We start from the raw sequence: 13,971 nt of genomic DNA on the forward strand, positions 1-13,971 counted from the left end.
AATGATAAATGACACTTTATTAATGATGTTAATTGTAGGGCTTGTTGTATCCTTCGCAATTTTAGGTGTATTTATTTGGGGTGCAAAAAGTGGTCAATTTGATGACAGTAGAAAAATGATGGATGGTTTATTATTTGATGGAACTGATGATTTGAATGATGCTATTAAAAAAGATGAAAAGATAAAAAAAGCAAAAGAGAATAAAAAAAGTGAATCACAAAAGAAGTGACTCACTTTTTTATTATATGAAAAATTAATTAGAATGCAGCGATTTGCTTAGCTAAATCTTCAATATCAGCATCAGAAAGTCTTGCAACTTGACCTTTCATAACACCTTTCATAGCTCCACCATAAGAACCATCTTTGTAACCTTTAAGTGCAGCAACAGTTTTTTCAACTGGCCAACCTTTAATTACTTTAGATTTTCCTAATGCAGATTTCTCTGCAGTAGCCCCATGACATCCAGCACATGGTGCCCAGTTAGCAGCCATTAATGAAGCAGCAGCAATCATTGTTCCTAAAACAATCTTTTTCATTTAATCTCCTTATTTATGTAAAACTAAATTTTATCACTTTTTTCTTTCATTTAACTTATGAAATTCTTGAATATTAGGTCATTTTAGAGATAAAACTATAATGAAATCTAATATATATCCAACTTTATTATTTAATCTTACTTTTGCCTTCATATAGAACTTATAGGTTTTAAATGATAAAATTACAAAAAATAAAGGAACTATTATTAAGCTAGAACCTTGTAGACACTGCAAAAGAGAAATTGAAACAAAAAAAAGACAATGCCCATATTGTGGAACGCTAAATCCAACAGTTAAAATAAAAGAGATAATAATAGGAATTGTAGCAGTTACTGTTGTAATGTATCTTGTAACTATTTTTATTAATATAAATTAATAAAGAATAATAGTTTTAGGAACTATTTTCTAATAGCTGCTAATAAAAATCCAATACCTAAACCAATAAAGTGTGAATTATTTAGGATGTTTTTTTATAATGTAATCGACAAATGTTTCATCGAATTTAGCATCTGTTAAATCTGCACCAGTAAAATCTGAATTCTTAAATTTTGAATTTCTAAAATCTACATTGTTCATATAAGTGTTTTGAAAATTAGAATAATTTAAATCTGCATATTCAAAATTTGAATCTCTCATATATGAATTATAAAATATTCCGTAACCCATATCTTCTTTTTGATAAAAAGAAAGAGCATTTTGAATTCGGCTGTCGATAAATTCATCTATATCCACATCACCCATATAAACATTTAACAAGTTTGCATCTTTTAAATTTACACCATGTAAAGATACATTTTGTAAAATTATATTTTCAAAATCAGTATCTGAAAAATCTTGATATGAAAAGTCTAAAAATATTTTATCACTGCTAAGTATTTTCATATATGTTAATACTTTATTTTTTCTAAAATCGTTTGTAATAAAATTTTCTTCATTTTCTAATATTTTTAAAATTGACCAAAAACCTAAGAATGTATTTGCACTTTTTTCTAAAGGATTTTTAATTCCTGTTATATTAATAAGGAAATCTGTTTCCAGGAATCCATCAAATAAATTTAATAATCTATTTTTTAAAAATTCATTTCGGTTATCTTCTTTTTTATTAAAAATTTCATCTAAATATTCAATTAATTCATTAGACAATGTATTTTCAGAAAAAAGAGCATAGAAAATATTTAATACATCTTCTTCCTTTTTATAAAATTCTTCCTCTTCTTTATTATAATCTGTAATTGATATAATATCAGAATACATTTTTTCTGCTGTCATATACTCTTGTAATGATTTATGTAAAAACTCAATAGCATAATCATTCATATCTTCATCATCTACATCTTGATTATTCTTTTTTACTTCATCCAAATAAAAAGCAATCATAACTGTTTTTAAAGAGTCAAAAATATTTTCTCTATTTAATGAATCATAAAAATCTTTTAATATTGGGGATTTTAGCAGTTTTCCTTTATTAATATAACCATTTCCTGTTAAATAAATCTCAAAAGCTAAATTTTTTATAAATTTTCTTAACTTTTTTTCATTCATATCTTGAAGGTTCTTAATTTGACCTGTTTTTTCCCAATTTCTTTTAATTAAGGAATCAAACAATTTTTCATAAATATCCGTTCTACTTGTAGATGATAATAAGTTATTATTACTTTTTACAATCAAATATAATATTATAGGTTGAGTAATTAATTCTTTTATATGCTTATATTTATATCTTTCTTTATTTATTATCTTAATATCTGATATTGATAAAGAACAATCATCATAAAAACTTTTATATTTTGTTAACCATTCAATTTGTTGTTCAGTGTTAAACTCTTCAAGCTGAATTAATAAAGGATTTTTTCTCTTTAATTTGTCTATATTTACATAATTTAATCGTGAAGTAATTATAAATGAAAAATTTTGATTTTCTGAAACTTCATCAATAAAATTATTACATAAATCTTCGATATCTGTTAGTTTTAGATTATCTTTCATATATAATTCATCTAGCCCATCTAACACTAAAAAAGAGTTTCTAAGTTCAAGTTCGGTTACTTCAATATTGTAAGTAGTCTTAATAAACTTTGTAAGTGTTCCAATAGGGTCTGCTACTAAATCAGAGATATTTTTTATATTTCTAAAAGTTAAAAAGAAAAAATTTGAATTACAATCTTTATTGACTATCTCATATGCTAATCTTTTCGTAAATGAACTTTTACCTTGTCCAGGGAATCCAAATAAAAATATGGCTCTGTTATTACTTGATAAATAATCATAGTCATACTCTTTGAAAATTATTTTATCAAGAAAAGTGTGTAAATTAAACTCTTGTTTTTCTTCCAAGATTTTATTTATATTTATAAAGTTTTTAGTTGAATCATCAATAATAATTTTTTCTGTATTTATACTTGATGTATGAATTAAATATTCAGGCAAAATATAGATATCATTTAAGGTTATTCCTTCTTCATCATTTAACACTACTTTATTATATAAATTGGCATATTCACTTAATAGTTTTGTAATTCTGTTTTCTTTATTTTCAATAGAAAACATTTTTGAATTTAAGTATTTACTATATGATTTAAATAGAATAGGTTCACTATCTAATAAAATATAATACTCTTTTTCAATATTACTTTTTAGATAATTAATTATATTATTCTTAATTTTAGTATTATTAATTATTAAACTATTTATATGGTTTTCAGCAAAACTTGAAATATTTGAATAAAAATTATCTAAACTAAAATCTTTTGTTTGAAACTTAACTGTATTATTTTTTAGATAATCATCTTTTTTTAACTCAATTTTAGGAGAATATCTTTTTATAGCTCTTATCAAAGTAAAAAAGTAAGCTAATAATAAAACTTTATTATGTGCTTCTTCAATATCTTCAATATCTTTTTTTTTCTCATATATATATTTTGCAAGTTTCCCAAAAGGAATTGAAGAATATAAATCGTCATTTTCAAAAAAATCTAATTTATCAATTGTATTTATACTTAAATCAAGAACTTGCTCAATAACTGATGATATATTTGCTTTATCTAAAAACTTCATTTTAATCCATTATATTAAAAATAATCACTTATAATATCATTTTCTTTAAAAGAGAATAATAAAGCTTTAGTTCCTTAACACAGCAAATTATATTATTTTATATGAATTTTTTACATAAATAAAATTTTTTTATTGAATAAATTTAATATATATCTTTTTGTAATATTTATGCCTTTATACTCTATAAAAGGGAAGTATTATTTATTTTCTAATAGCTGCTAATAAAAATCCAATACCTAAACCAATAAAGTGTGAATACCAAGCAATTGGAAGTCCAATAAGAATAGGTGCAACTGAAATTATTAAAACCCAAGTAACAATGGCTTTCCTTTGAAATCTATCAACATAAGCAATATATCCCATTAGTGCACAAATAGCACCAGAAGCCCCAACTAAATTTACAAAATTATCTAAGTAGTAAATATATAAAAAACTAAGAATTGAAGTTGCGAGTCCAGCTATAAAGTATGCAAGTACAAACTCTTTTTTCCCTCTATACATCTCAATGGCATTCCCAAATTGATATAAAACAAACATATTCATAGCTAAGTGACCTAATCCACCATGGGCAAACATAGTTGTTAGTGGTTGCCAATAAAAACCACTTTCTATAAAGTACATATTAAGACCTAAATATAGACCTCCATAACTTATATTTGTTTGTACAAGGTACATTAAGATAGTTATTCCAATAGTGATATTTGTTAGTGTAAAATTAGATCTAGTTCTGAACATAGTTTTTATATACCTTTAATGAGCAATCAACTCTTTGCATAATAGCGTTTTTATACATAAATTTAAAATCACTTTGCATAAAAAATATCTCTTTTGAGTTAATTCTAAATGATGTTATTACTGTTCCTGCGTTTAATTTGTCTTTGGAACTCTCTATTATTTCATATTTTATCTTTAAATACTTTTGTAAATTTTCTTTTGGTTTAATCTTAAGTAAGCTTTTAATGTAATTGTCTATCTCTTTAGTAGTAAGAACTTTTTCAATTTGAGAATTTTCTTCTAATTTTAATAATGAACCTTCAATTTTGTAATAACCTTTTTCAATGGCATTAAAAGACTTTTTCACTAATTCATGATTTTTTACAGTTACTTTTGTATTATTCTCTTTTTGACAAGGTATTTTTTCAATTTTAGAAAGGGAGTCTTCTTTTTTTTGAGGCTTTACTATAAAATTAGTATATAAAACAATTGTTATTGAAACCATAACAATTGTTGCGAAGGTAAAAAGATTGTTTACGATAATACTATCATTAGGTCTAGTTCTTTTTACCTTCATTTTTTTGTTAGATTAATGCTTCTTTTAAAACATCTTCTATAGTATCTACTGCTTTAATTTCCATATTCTCTTTTACTTCTAAAGGAATATCATCTAAGTCCCTTTGGAAGTTTTTTCTAGGAATTAATGCAAGTTTCATCTTTGCTTTATGTGCTGCAATTAGCTTCTCTTTTAAACCACCAATTGGTAAAACTTTTCCAGTTAAAGTTAGCTCCCCTGTCATAGCAAGATCTGATTTAACTTCTTTATTACTTAAAATAGAAGCAATAGTTGTAGCCATTGTAATACCAGCACTTGGTCCATCTTTTGGAGTAGCACCTTCTGGAATATGTAAGTGAATATCAAATCTTTTGTAAATTTCACTTGGGTCTAATTTTATTTTATCTTCTATTTCTTTAGCTGTTTTTGGAATAAGCTCTTGGTCTATTTTTAATCTTTTATTATCAATTAAAAGTTTTACAACTGAGAAAGAAATTCTAGATGACTCTTTCATTACATCACCCATATTTCCAGTAACACTTAAAATACCTTTTCCTTTAAGTTTTACAGCCTCAGTTTTTAAAACATCTCCACCAACAGCAGTCCAAGCTAAACCATTTGTAACTCCTACTGAGTTTTTCTTCTCAGCTGGGTCAATTTCAAAAATAGGGTTTTCTAAAAACTCAGCTAAGTTTTTAGTTGTAATAGAAACTTTTTTTGTTTTTTCATCTTTAAGTAATATTTTAACTACTTTTCTAAATAGTTTTGCAAATACACGTCTAAGATTTCTAACACCAGCTTCTCTAGTATATTTAGAAATAATAGTTTCTATAGTTGTTTTTGATAAAGATATTTCACTTTTTTTAAGACCATGTTTTTCTAATTCTTGAGGAATTAAATAGTCTTTTGCAATATGATATTTTTCATTTGGTGTATATGAAGAAATCTCAATAAACTCCATTCTATCTCTTAAAGCAGGAGGAATTCTTCTTGCATCATTTGCAGTTGCTACAAAGATACATTGTGATAAATCAATTGCAAAATTTAAATAAAGGTCTCTAAACTCATTGTTTTGTTCTGGGTCTAAAACTTCAAGCATAACAGCTGTTGGATCACCTCTATGGTTTGCTCCAAGCTTATCAATCTCATCTAAAACAACAACTGGATTCATAGTTTTAGCATCACATAGACCTTTTACTATTCTTCCTGGCATTGCTCCAACATAAGTTCTTCTATGACCTCTTAATTCATTTACATCTTCCATTCCACCTAAAGCTACTCTTACAAGTGGTCTTTGAAGTGCTTGTGAAATAGAGTTTGCAAGTGAAGTTTTACCAACACCAGGAGGTCCTACAAAACAAAGAACAGTACCTTTTGACTTAAGATTTTCAATATTTCTTCTCTCAAGCATCTCTTTTACTGCAAAGTATTCAGAGATTCTTTCTTTTGGTTTGTCTAAAGAGTAGTGGTCATTATCTAACTGCTCTTCTACACTTTTTACAGAGATATCATTGTGTGCATAGGTTCCAAAAGGAATTTCTAAAACATTTTCTATATAAGTTTGAAGTAGGGCACTATCTGGTGAATCTTGGTGCATTCTACTTAATTTATCAATTTGTTTTTTAGTCTCTTTATAACCATCTTTTGGCATGTGAGCTTTAAGTTTTTTAAGTTTTTTCTTATAAGCTCTAATCTCTGAATCTTTTTGATTATCTGCCCCAAGCTCTTTTTGAATAGCTTTGATTTGTTCTTTTAAGAAATAGTCTTTATGTGTTTTTTCAATTTTAGAGTTTACTTTTTGAGTAATCTCTTTTTGAATTTTTAAACTCTCAATCTCTTTTTTGATAGTTTCAATAATATTTAAAAGTCTTTGCTCCAAATTTGTTTCAGCAAATAGTTTATAAGCTTCATCTTTTTTTACTTTTAAAACAGAAGAGATTAAATCAGCAATTCTTGTAGGATCATTATTTTCTTCGATTGTTTTAATTAAGTCTGCTGGAAATTTAGAGTTAACAGCTGAAAGCTTTTTAACTTGCTCTCTTAAAACATCAATAATAGAATCAATACTTTCTTGTGAATATTCTTGATCTTCTAATTTATCAACAAAAGCAAATTCTGAACTTTCTTCGTTAAAGCTAGTGATTTTTCCTTTTGCTAAACCTTGGAAAAGAACTTTAATTTTTCCATCTGGTAAAGATACTTTTCTCATAATATTACCGATAACTCCTACATCATAAAAGCTATCTTTATCTCTTTTCCCTTCGTGACCTGGTTTACTAACAGCTACGATTACTAATTTATTATGCTCAATAGAATGCTCTACTGCTTTTAAGTTCTCTTCGCTTCCTAAAAACAATGGAGCAATCATAAATGGGTATAAAAATACTTCATCTTCAACTATTAAAGGTATTTCTTGAGGAAAAGAATCATAATTCTCTAATTCCATATATATTAACTCCTAAAATCTATTAATATTTTTTAAAATATGTTTTTTTCAAATGGATATTTGTAAAAAGGTGTCTCTACTGGTTCAATTTCTTTTTCATCAACCCAAGACTCTTTTACTTTTTTGTTATAGTATTCAGCCGCTTTTGGCTTATCTATTCTTCTATATAAATCTGCAATCTCTTTATCTAAAGAAGCTTTTGCCATATATAGTCTTGCACTCATAGTATTTACTAAAGGCATATATTTAGAGTTTGAGAATAAATTTCTATACTCTTCAATCTCTTTAATTGTATCTTCAATAAGTTGTTGATCTCTTAATTCATTTGAGAAACCTAAGAAGTTAGCTTTGATTTTTAAGTATCTAACATAGTCAACATTTTTACTTAATGCAAACCTTTTAATATATTCATCTAAATAAAAATTTGCAAGTTGATACTCTTCATTGTCAATATGTGCATTTGCTAAAATTAAAAGTGCAGTTGGTATTAATGGTGAATTTCTATGTTCACTCTCCAATGAAGTATATACATCATCAGCTTCTTCTAAATATCCTGTAGAGATTTGTTTAAGCATATCGTTGTACCAGTAAAGTGCTGGCTTATCATACTCTTGTACTCTATCAGATTTTTGAGAACAAGCTGTTAATACAAAACCTAAACCAATAATTAATACAAAATTTTTGAACTTTAAATTGTTAATCATTTGAGTTATCCTTTTTCATAAAGTAAGTATTTTATCTTATGTATCCTTGCTATTCTCTTACTTTTTATTATTTTATTTTTCTAATATTATAATTAATTCGTTATAATGAATTAAATAATTTTTAAAGGTAGCTAATATGAAATTAACATTAATTGGAAATGGCTTTATGGCGCAAGCTTTAGCAAGAGGACTTGTAAACAATTTCGAAGTAGAAATTATTGGAAGAGATGAAAAAAAATTAAATGATATTAAAACTAAAATTCCAAATATTGAAGTAAAGGTTATGAGTGATGCGGAAAACATCAATGATAAAAATATAATCTTTTGTGTAAAACCTTATGCTTTACAAAGTGTTGCAGCAAGACTAGAAGGTCAAGCAAATATTCTTTTCTCTATTTTAGCAGGGACTACAATTGATAGTTTAAAAAAACAGATAAAATCAAAATTTTACATTAGAAGTATGCCAAATGTAGCTGCTTCAGTTTTAGGTTCAACTACAACTATTACAGGTGATAAAGAAGCAAAGAATTTAGCATTAGAACTATTTAATCATATTGGAAAAGCAGTATGGGTAAATACTGAAAACCAACTTGACATAGCTACTGCATTAGCAGGAAGTGGACCAGCATTTTTAAGTTTAATAGCAGAAAGTTTAAGTGATGGAGCAGTAAAAGCAGGTCTTGAAAGACAAATTAGTAATGAATTAGTTCAAGGTTTACTATTAGGATATGCAAAGCTATTGGAAACTTCTCATCCAGCACTTATAAAAGATTCTGTGATGAGTCCAGGGGGAACAACATCAGCTGGAATGGCTAAATTAGAAGAGGGTGCTGTTAGGGACTCAATGATTAAAGCTATTGAAGCAGCTTATGAAAAAGCTTGTGAAATCGGGAAAAAATAGTTTTACTTTACTAGAAACACTAATTAGTGTTTTTCTTTTATCAATTATCATAGTAGGCTTTTCAAAAAGTTCTTTCTATGATAATCTTGATAAAGAATATATGATTTTAAACAAGTTAGAAAATATGTTTAATATCTCTTCTTATGACTCTTCTTTTACTACAAAAAACATACAACTAACAATAACTTTAGATGACATTGAAACTAAAAATATTAATGTTAAAAAAATAGAGTATAAAGATGAAAAAATAAGGCTTATAAAATATGAATTATAAAAAAGCTTTTTCTCTTTTAGAACTTATCTTTGTAGTTTTTGTAGGTTCCATTGTTATTGTTTATTCAACTATTTATTCAAAAGAGTATTATGAAGCTCAAACATTAAATCAAAAACTAGCAATTATAAAATTAGATTTAGATTCTGCAAAAATAATAGTAGAAAAAAATCTTCCTTCTTCTATAAAAGAGTTAAAATATAGAGATAATACTTTATATTTTAAAAATAATACTCTGTTAAAGAATGTAAATTATTACTCAATAAAAAAACTCTCTTCAAATATTTTAGAAATAGAAGTTGAAGTAGAAGAAAAAATAAAACAGCGCTGGGTTTTTAAATTATGAAAAAAGCATTTACACTATTTTCTGTACTTATTTTGCTCTTTATCTTTTCTATTTTAGCAGTGAAAATATATGAAACAAAAAGTATAAGTTCAATAAATATTGTAAATAAATATAAATATATTCAAGCAAAAAATCATTTATTATTTTTAGAAGAGTATATAAAAAGTTTAAGTGATTATAACTCTTTTAAAAAAGTAACTATTGAAGATGAAAACTATTCTATAAATGCATATGTAATAGAAGAAATAAACTCTTACAAGATAGAGTTGGTAGTAAAAGCCAATGAATATAATATTAGGCTTCAAAAAGTAATAATAATACAAAAATAGAAACGCTTTAGTACTTTTTTAAAAGCTTTTAAGTAAACTTCTTCCTTAAAATTAAAACTTTCTTATAAAAATCAAGTAATTTTTATAAAACTTAAAATGAAGGACGAGGTATGAACTCTGTAATAATTGCAGTTAGTTTAATGGTTTTACTATCTTTAGTAAGAGTAAATATTGTTATTGCTTTAATTGTTGGAGCAATAGTTGGTGGTCTAAGTGCTGGATTAGACATAAATGAAACAATTAAAGCTTTTAATAGTGGCTTAGGAAATGGTGCAACTATTGCATTAAGTTATGCAATGCTTGGAACATTTGCAGTAGCTATTTCTAGATCAGGAATCACTGATTTATTATCTAATATGATTATAAGAAGAGTGGGAAAAGGAGATACTTCTTTTCAATTTCTTTATATTAAGTATTTAATGCTTGCACTTATTTTATTAGCTGCAATTTCATCTCAAAATATTGTACCAGTTCATATTGCATTTATTCCTATTTTAATTCCACCACTATTACATTCAATGGCAAAATTAGAGTTAGATAGAAGAGTTGTTGCTTGTGTAATTACTTTTGGTTTAGTTGCAACTTATATGTTTTTGCCTATTGGATTTGGAGGAATTTTCTTAAATGAGATTTTATTAAAAAACCTTGTTGATAATGGAGTTGAAGCTATTTCAGGACAATTGCCAATTGCTATGGCAGTTCCAGTATTTGGTATGTTTTTAGGTCTTCTTGTTGCAATATTCTTCACATATAAAAAGAAAAGAAAATATAATATTAGTAAAATTTTAGAGATTGAGTCTGAATCAAAAGAGATAAACTATTTTCATGTTTTAATTGCTTTAGTTTCTGTTTTTACAGCTTTAGGACTTCAACTTTATACTAACTCAATTATTTTAGGTTCTTTAGCTGGTTTTATTATCTTTATAGTAGCAGGTGTTATTAAAGCTGATCAAACACAAGACTTCTTTTCAAAAGGTCTTAAAATGATGGGAATGATTGGTTTTATTATGATTGCGGCAAATGGTTTTGCTAGTGTTGTTAATGCAACAGGTGGAGTTGAAACTTTAGTAGCTTCTGTAGTTGATATTATTGGAGATAATAAATCTTTAGCAGCTTTATTGATGTTAATTGTTGGATTATTTATTACAATGGGTATTGGTTCTTCATTTTCAACTATTCCAATTATTGCAACAATTTATGCACCATTATGTTTACAGTTAGATTTTTCTGTTATGGCAACAATTACTATTATTGGAACGGCTGCTGCCCTTGGTGATGCAGGGAGTCCAGCTTCTGATAGTACATTAGGACCAACTTCTGGACTAAATGTTGATGGTCAACATGATCATATCTGGGATTCTGTTGTTCCAACTTTCTTACACTACAATATTCCTCTAATCATTTTTGGATGGATTGCAGCTGTATATATTTTCTAATATAAAAGTAGGTTAATGCCTACTTTTATAAGATAACATCTAAAACTTTTTTTGCTAAATTTAAAGCCTTACTTCTATGTGAAAACTCTTTTTTTATTTCCTTTGAAAGTTCCCCTAAAGTTTTATCAAAACCATTTGGAACAAACATTGGATCATATCCAAAACCACCATCACCTAGCTCTTTATTTATAACCTCTCCATGCATCCAGCCATGAACTGTATATGGATGACCTTTATAAATAATTGCTATACAAGCTGTATAATAAGCAGGTGTTCTTTCTAAGTTTTTTTCATTTAGTTTTGAAATTAACTTTGCATTATTCTCTTTATCACTTGCATTCTCTCCAGCATATCTAGCAGAATAAATACCTGGTTCATTGTTTATAGCAGGAACTGTTATTCCACTATCATCAGAAATTACAATTGCTTCTTCATCTCCAACTTTTTCATAGATTTCTTGAGCTTTTTTTAAAGCATTACCTTGAAAAGAATCTTTATCCTCAACAACTTCATAGTCACCTATTAATTCTTTAAAAGTAATTACTTCTTCCTTTGGTAAAAGTTCTTTAAACTCTTTTATTTTGCCTTTATTTCCCGTAGCTAAAATAATTCTCACACTTTTTCCTTTTAACGTCTTATTAATTTTATTGATATATAATCTTTGTTTATTTTAAATACATATGGGATTATATATGATTAAATCTATTTTACCTCTTAGTCTAATTATTGCACTAAGGTTTTTCGGGCTTTTTATCGTTTTACCAGTTTTATCAGTTTACGCAATAAATCTTTATGGAGCTACAACAACTTTAGTTGGAATTGTTATTGGTGGGTATGCTTTAACTCAAATGTTATTTCAAGTTCCTTTTGGAGTTATGAGTGATAAGTTAGGAAGAAAAGGTACTATTATTACAGGACTTTTATTATTTGCAATTGGTTCAATCTTTTGTGCAATTGCAAATGATATTTTAATGTTAATGGTAGGAAGATTCTTACAAGGTGCTGGTGCAATTGGTGCAGTTGTAACAGCTATGATAAGTGACTTAGTAAAAGAAGAACAAAGACCAAAAGCAATGGCTACAATGGGTATGTTTATTGGTATGAGTTTTGCAGCTTCAATGCTTCTTGGACCTACAATCTCTTCATTTGCAGGTGTTCCAACACTATTTTATCTTACAGCTGTAATTGCTCTAGGTTCAATTGTTATCTTAGTAAAAATGGTTCCAAATCCTCCAAAGATAACTCATACTTATGAGAAAAAAGCAATTGTTACTGATGTTTTATTAAATCAAAATCTAATCAAAATGAATATTACAAATTTTTTACAAAAAGGTTTAATGACCTTTGCATTTATGATTATTCCGATGGTTTTAATAAATAATTATGAGTGGCAGATGAGTGATTTATGGAAAGTATATTTACCAGCTATGATTTTTGGATTTTTAGCTATGGCTCCGGCTGCTATATTAGCTGAGAAAAAGGGTAAATTTAAAGAAATACTTGCAATAGGAATTGTTTTCTTTGCAGTTTCATATCTATTAATAGGATTAAGTTCTGGAACACTATTTTTTATCATTGGTGTAGTTATATTCTTTGTAGGATTTAACATGCATGAACCTATTATGCAATCACTTGCAACAAAGTTTGCTAAAGTTCATCAAAGAGGTTTAGTTCTTGGTATTTTTAACTCTTTTGGTTATTTAGGAACTTTTTTAGGTGGTGTATTAGGTGGTATTTTCTTTGAAGATGTTGGTTTAGAAACTATTGTTTATACAATTGCAATTATTTGCGTGTTATGGATTATTTTAATTTTAACTATGCCAAACCCTGCAAAAAAGAAGGTAATGTATATTGAAATAAATAATGATTACAGAAATAATACACATAAATTAGATACAATATCAGATATTGATGAGTGGTACATTAATGATACTGAAAATGTATTAATTGTAAAATATGATAATGAAAAAATAGATGAAGATACAATTTTAAACCAAATAAAATAGTTTAATACTTCAAAAGGGGAGAGAGTGAAAAGTAAATATTTATTAATTATTTTTGCTCTTTTCTTCTTTCTTTCTGCTATAACAGCAACAAACTTATTTAATATTTCCCCAAAAAAACTTGAAGCAATAACAAAAAAATATGGAACAAAAGCTGCAAAGCGTGTTGAACTTTGGGATAAGCTTATAGAAAAAGCAAAGAGTGAAGATATTCTTTATAAACTAAAATATGTTAATGATTTTTTTAATAAAATTAGATATGAAAGGGATAGTAGCCATTGGAATGAAAATGACTATTGGGCTTCTCCTTTTGAATTTTTAGGAACAGGAGCAGGGGATTGTGAAGATTATGCTATTGCTAAATATTTTACTTTGCGACAACTTGGTGTTCCTGATGATAAACTAAGAATTACTTATGTTAAATTAAAGCAAAGAGGAACTAAATATGAGCAAGCTCATATGGTTTTAACTTATTATCACAAACCAACATCAACACCAATTGTATTAGATAATGTAAATAAAAAATTAAAACTAGCTACTAAAAGACCTGATTTAAGACCTGTATATAGTTTTAATGCAAGTGGTTTATGGCAAGCAAAAAATAAAGGTAGAAGTTCAGTAAAAGTTGGTGAAAACAACTTAAAAAACTGGAAATCTATGATGAGTAGAATCTAA

15 protein-coding genes are annotated in these 13,971 nt (G+C 26.7%); 8 read left to right on the forward strand and 7 right to left on the reverse strand.

All coding sequences use genetic code 11. The features are described from left to right. Position 1: 1 nt before the first annotated feature. Positions 2-229, forward strand: coding sequence for a cbb3-type cytochrome oxidase assembly protein CcoS (gene ccoS, locus CRV01_RS04130; RefSeq protein ID WP_129006977.1), 228 nt, complete (start codon positions 2-4; stop codon positions 227-229). A gap of 28 nt (positions 230-257) precedes the next feature. On the opposite strand, the gene CRV01_RS04135 is transcribed toward ccoS, so the two are convergent. The 6 genes from CRV01_RS04135 to CRV01_RS04160 form a co-directional block, all read right to left on the reverse strand. After that, on the reverse strand, positions 258-536 hold the full coding sequence (locus CRV01_RS04135; protein WP_129006978.1) for a c-type cytochrome: 279 nt from the start codon (positions 534-536) through the stop codon (positions 258-260). A 453-nt stretch (positions 537-989) separates the two neighbouring features. Continuing rightward, positions 990-3,590: a pentapeptide repeat-containing protein gene (locus tag CRV01_RS04140; RefSeq protein ID WP_129006979.1), complete on the reverse strand. Its 2,601-nt coding sequence runs from the start codon at positions 3,588-3,590 to the stop codon at positions 990-992. Between the two features lie 201 nt (positions 3,591-3,791). Further along, positions 3,792-4,325: a rhomboid family intramembrane serine protease gene (locus CRV01_RS04145; protein ID WP_129006980.1), complete on the reverse strand. Its 534-nt coding sequence runs from the start codon at positions 4,323-4,325 to the stop codon at positions 3,792-3,794. Next, complete coding sequence (locus CRV01_RS04150; protein ID WP_129006981.1) at positions 4,312-4,881, reverse strand: hypothetical protein; 570 nt, start codon at positions 4,879-4,881, stop codon at positions 4,312-4,314. Before CRV01_RS04150 ends, CRV01_RS04145 begins: the two co-directional genes overlap by 14 nt. Positions 4,882-4,888: 7 nt before the next feature. Beyond that, complete coding sequence (lon, locus tag CRV01_RS04155) at positions 4,889-7,306, reverse strand: endopeptidase La (protein ID WP_129006982.1); 2,418 nt, start codon at positions 7,304-7,306, stop codon at positions 4,889-4,891. A gap of 32 nt (positions 7,307-7,338) precedes the next feature. Continuing rightward, positions 7,339-8,010, reverse strand: coding sequence for an outer membrane protein assembly factor BamD (locus CRV01_RS04160; protein WP_129006983.1), 672 nt, complete (start codon positions 8,008-8,010; stop codon positions 7,339-7,341). 136 nt (positions 8,011-8,146) lie between these two features. On the opposite strand from CRV01_RS04160, the gene CRV01_RS04165 reads away from it, so the two are divergent. The 5 genes from CRV01_RS04165 to CRV01_RS04185 all read left to right on the forward strand — a co-directional run bounded on the left by CRV01_RS04165 (position 8,147) and on the right by CRV01_RS04185 (position 11,293). After that, positions 8,147-8,911: a pyrroline-5-carboxylate reductase gene (locus tag CRV01_RS04165; RefSeq protein ID WP_129006984.1), complete on the forward strand. Its 765-nt coding sequence runs from the start codon at positions 8,147-8,149 to the stop codon at positions 8,909-8,911. Continuing rightward, on the forward strand, positions 8,880-9,185 hold the full coding sequence (locus CRV01_RS04170; protein WP_129006985.1) for a prepilin-type N-terminal cleavage/methylation domain-containing protein: 306 nt from the start codon (positions 8,880-8,882) through the stop codon (positions 9,183-9,185). Before CRV01_RS04165 ends, CRV01_RS04170 begins: the two co-directional genes overlap by 32 nt. Next, positions 9,175-9,528, forward strand: a complete 354-nt coding sequence (locus CRV01_RS04175) for a prepilin-type N-terminal cleavage/methylation domain-containing protein (protein ID WP_129006986.1) — start codon at positions 9,175-9,177, stop codon at positions 9,526-9,528. Before CRV01_RS04170 ends, CRV01_RS04175 begins: the two co-directional genes overlap by 11 nt. Then, the gene (locus CRV01_RS04180) at positions 9,525-9,857 is read left to right on the forward strand and encodes a hypothetical protein (protein WP_129006987.1); all 333 of its coding nucleotides are present in this window, start codon (positions 9,525-9,527) and stop codon (positions 9,855-9,857) included. The genes CRV01_RS04175 and CRV01_RS04180 overlap by 4 nt, the downstream gene beginning before the upstream one ends. A 110-nt stretch (positions 9,858-9,967) precedes the next feature. After that, positions 9,968-11,293, forward strand: coding sequence for a Na+/H+ antiporter family protein (locus CRV01_RS04185; RefSeq protein WP_129006988.1), 1,326 nt, complete (start codon positions 9,968-9,970; stop codon positions 11,291-11,293). A 25-nt stretch (positions 11,294-11,318) separates the two neighbouring features. On the opposite strand, the gene rdgB is transcribed toward CRV01_RS04185, so the two are convergent. After that, the gene (rdgB, locus tag CRV01_RS04190) at positions 11,319-11,909 is read right to left on the reverse strand and encodes an RdgB/HAM1 family non-canonical purine NTP pyrophosphatase (RefSeq protein WP_129006989.1); all 591 of its coding nucleotides are present in this window, start codon (positions 11,907-11,909) and stop codon (positions 11,319-11,321) included. A 76-nt stretch (positions 11,910-11,985) separates the two neighbouring features. On the opposite strand from rdgB, the gene CRV01_RS04195 reads away from it, so the two are divergent. Then, a complete protein-coding gene (locus CRV01_RS04195; protein WP_129006990.1) occupies positions 11,986-13,299 on the forward strand; it encodes an MFS transporter in 1,314 nt (437 codons plus the stop codon). 24 nt (positions 13,300-13,323) lie between these two features. Beyond that, positions 13,324-13,971: a transglutaminase-like cysteine peptidase gene (locus CRV01_RS04200; RefSeq protein WP_129006991.1), complete on the forward strand. Its 648-nt coding sequence runs from the start codon at positions 13,324-13,326 to the stop codon at positions 13,969-13,971.

Origin of the sequence: Arcobacter sp. CECT 8983, assembly GCF_004118855.1 — a bacterium.
GTDB lineage: Bacteria > Campylobacterota > Campylobacteria > Campylobacterales > Arcobacteraceae > Halarcobacter.

Bases quoted from the DNA above. Each gene is read 5' to 3' on its own strand.
- CRV01_RS04135 (WP_129006978.1), bottom strand. From the start codon at position 536: ATGAAAAAGATTGTTTTAGGAACAATGATTGCTGCTGCTTCATTAATG.
- CRV01_RS04140 (WP_129006979.1), bottom strand. From the start codon at position 3,590: ATGAAGTTTTTAGATAAAGCAAATATATCATCAGTTATTGAGCAAGTT.
- CRV01_RS04150 (WP_129006981.1), bottom strand. From the start codon at position 4,881: ATGAAGGTAAAAAGAACTAGACCTAATGATAGTATTATCGTAAACAAT.
- CRV01_RS04170 (WP_129006985.1), top strand. From the start codon at position 8,880: ATGAAAAAGCTTGTGAAATCGGGAAAAAATAGTTTTACTTTACTAGAA.
- ccoS (WP_129006977.1), top strand. From the start codon at position 2: ATGATAAATGACACTTTATTAATGATGTTAATTGTAGGGCTTGTTGTA.
- CRV01_RS04145 (WP_129006980.1), bottom strand. From the start codon at position 4,325: ATGTTCAGAACTAGATCTAATTTTACACTAACAAATATCACTATTGGA.
- lon (WP_129006982.1), bottom strand. From the start codon at position 7,306: ATGGAATTAGAGAATTATGATTCTTTTCCTCAAGAAATACCTTTAATA.
- CRV01_RS04185 (WP_129006988.1), top strand. From the start codon at position 9,968: ATGAACTCTGTAATAATTGCAGTTAGTTTAATGGTTTTACTATCTTTA.
- CRV01_RS04165 (WP_129006984.1), top strand. From the start codon at position 8,147: ATGAAATTAACATTAATTGGAAATGGCTTTATGGCGCAAGCTTTAGCA.
- CRV01_RS04195 (WP_129006990.1), top strand. From the start codon at position 11,986: ATGATTAAATCTATTTTACCTCTTAGTCTAATTATTGCACTAAGGTTT.
- CRV01_RS04180 (WP_129006987.1), top strand. From the start codon at position 9,525: ATGAAAAAAGCATTTACACTATTTTCTGTACTTATTTTGCTCTTTATC.
- CRV01_RS04160 (WP_129006983.1), bottom strand. From the start codon at position 8,010: ATGATTAACAATTTAAAGTTCAAAAATTTTGTATTAATTATTGGTTTA.
- CRV01_RS04175 (WP_129006986.1), top strand. From the start codon at position 9,175: ATGAATTATAAAAAAGCTTTTTCTCTTTTAGAACTTATCTTTGTAGTT.